The sequence below is a fragment of the uncultured Roseibium sp. genome (assembly GCF_947499295.1).
Taxonomy (GTDB): domain Bacteria; phylum Pseudomonadota; class Alphaproteobacteria; order Rhizobiales; family Stappiaceae; genus Roseibium.
Window position 1 is genome coordinate 1 of record NZ_CANMNP010000080.1, and the last position, 2,058, is coordinate 2,058.

At 54.8% G+C, this 2,058-nt stretch carries 2 protein-coding genes and 2 pseudogenes; 1 reads left to right on the forward strand and 3 read right to left on the reverse strand.

Annotation, left to right across the window (positions count from 1 at the left end; all coding sequences use genetic code 11):
* Positions 1–69 precede the first annotated feature (69 nt).
* Positions 70–264: a hypothetical protein gene (locus Q0835_RS29660; protein ID WP_298967058.1), complete on the reverse strand. Its 195-nt coding sequence runs from the start codon at positions 262–264 to the stop codon at positions 70–72.
* Between the two features lie 331 nt (positions 265–595).
* Here Q0835_RS29660 and Q0835_RS29665 point away from each other — a divergent pair, with 331 nt between their 5' ends.
* Positions 596–1,405, forward strand: coding sequence for a carbohydrate-binding family 9-like protein (locus Q0835_RS29665; RefSeq protein ID WP_298967060.1), 810 nt, complete (start codon positions 596–598; stop codon positions 1,403–1,405).
* 134 nt (positions 1,406–1,539) lie between these two features.
* Here the strand turns inward: Q0835_RS29665 and Q0835_RS29670 are convergent.
* Together Q0835_RS29670 and Q0835_RS29675 are read right to left on the reverse strand one after the other, a co-directional pair.
* A pseudogene (locus tag Q0835_RS29670) lies at positions 1,540–1,851 on the reverse strand (SLOG family protein); the annotation flags it as partial.
* Positions 1,852–1,907: 56 nt separating this feature from the next.
* Positions 1,908–2,058 (reverse strand): annotated as a pseudogene (locus tag Q0835_RS29675) (IS6 family transposase); the annotation flags it as partial.

Below are 2,058 nucleotides of genomic sequence, written 5' to 3' on the forward strand. Positions count from 1 at the left end.
CCGTGTAAAACCTGTCCCATAGTGCATCCTTCCATTCGGGAGAAAAGACTGCACCATCAAAATCTGGGATCAAACACATCCGGCAACCGTCGAGCGGGCAAGACCCAGCTTTGCGCCGATCTCGGCCCCGGTCAGCCGATAATCCCGGCGCAAACGACCGATCGCACCGATCTGATGCGCCATCGTCTTGTTGGCGACAGTGTGCGGTCTGGAAGATCTGTTCTGCAGCCCGGCCGACCCAGCATCCGGTACCGTTTCAGCCATTCCCGGGTTCGCCGCTCGCTCAAGCCAAACTCTGTCGCCACTATTTTAACCGGACGTCCTTCTTAAACGATCCGGCGGATCATCTCCGCTCGACCAAGCGGCGTCGTTCGGGCATTCTTGTGCGGGTTGTTCATCCTTGAAACCTTCCGGTGAGAGTTTGGCGACAAACACCTTCAGGCTTTCAATCCGAATGAACAACCTCCTCAGAACTCACACCTAGTCCTCGATCAGTATCATCAAATTCTGGAATTTGAGGCTGTTTTTCCGCAAGATTTCAGGGATCACTGCGGCCTAGGAATGCCAAACGAACCAAGCGAAAGGTGTAAGCCTAGTGTCAATCTCATCAGCAGACTACCTTGCCTACAAAACAACAGATCCCATCGAGATCAACGGCGACCTGACCAAGCCGGTTTGGACCTCAGCCCGAAAGTCAAAACGCTTCGTCGACATGGCAACGGGTGGGCCGGCCCTTTATAACACCCGCTCAGCTTGTCTGTGGGACAACAAGAACCTCTATGTTGCCTTCTGGGTCGAAGAGCCGTTTGTATCCGCGGACCTTACTAGACGCGACGACATTATCTTTCGCGAGAATGACGTTGAGATCTTCATTGACGGCGGAGACTGTTATTACGAGCTGGAGCTCAACGCCCTCGGAACGATCTATGAGATGATGTTTATCTGGCGGGATGCCTACAAGCGCGGCGGACGGTTCGATGCTCCCGAATTCGACCTGATCGACCAGCACGCCTACTCCTTTGGCGGCGACTTTGATCGACAACCGGAGTTCTTTTGGGATGGCATCCACCCGCGTGGCACACGTTGGGCGTTCCGCAACTATGACATGGAGGGGTTGCGGGTCGGGGTTCAAGTTCAAGGCAAGATCAACGACCCCAACCATGTTGACGAAGGTTGGACAGCCGAAGTTGCAATTCCATGGAAAAGTCTGCACTGGCTCGCTGATGGTCGGTCACTTCCGCCACAGAAGGGAGATGAGTGGAAAATCTTCTTTGGCCGTTTCCAGAAGTTGATGAATGCCGGTCAAGAAGTGAGCCCCCATCCGGCTTGGGTCCTCAAGCCGCACGGTAAGTATGACACCCATCAGCCAGAGCAATTCCCTGTTGTAAGGTTTGTCGACGGTTGATTGTTGCCCGCTTAGATTTTCCAGGGGTCCCACAGAAAGTTCTGACCGCGTTGAGCGGCCACGGCAGGTCGAATAGGGTCCTATCCGTTGAAACCGCAGTCGGATTGGTCCGCCGAGTCGCCCTTTGCAAGAGCCTATAGGAATCGCCAAACCGGGATGCCGAGCTTACTCGCCTTGTCGACAAGGTTCTCCTGAATGCCCGTGCCAGGAAACACCATAACTCCAATCGGAAGAACTTCGAGCATCTGGTCATTGCGCTTGAAAGGCGCGGCGCGGTCGTTGTTTGGCCCAGTTTAGCGCAAAGCCAATCTGGGTGACTTTGCGATTATCCGCCCATTTGGCGGCAATCAGTTCGGGCCCTTGGGCGAACCGCCATGGAGCAGCAGCATCTCGGTTTCCGCTCGGCGTTTCGCGGCCAGGAAGTCACGGCTGTCGATCATCGCCGAGGGGCAGTGTCGCACATTTTTCTTGATGTGAGACCAATGGCTTTGTCTTGACACATTTATCCTGCGAGTTCGATGAACTGGCGGTAAGCGGGCACACCCGGCTGGTTCAGTTGTCCCTTGCGGATCATGTGCGCTGTTTCAAATCCCTCAAGGGTGGCACTTGCTGAATGGAACACTTTGAAGCCCATCATCGGCCTGGTCAGTTTC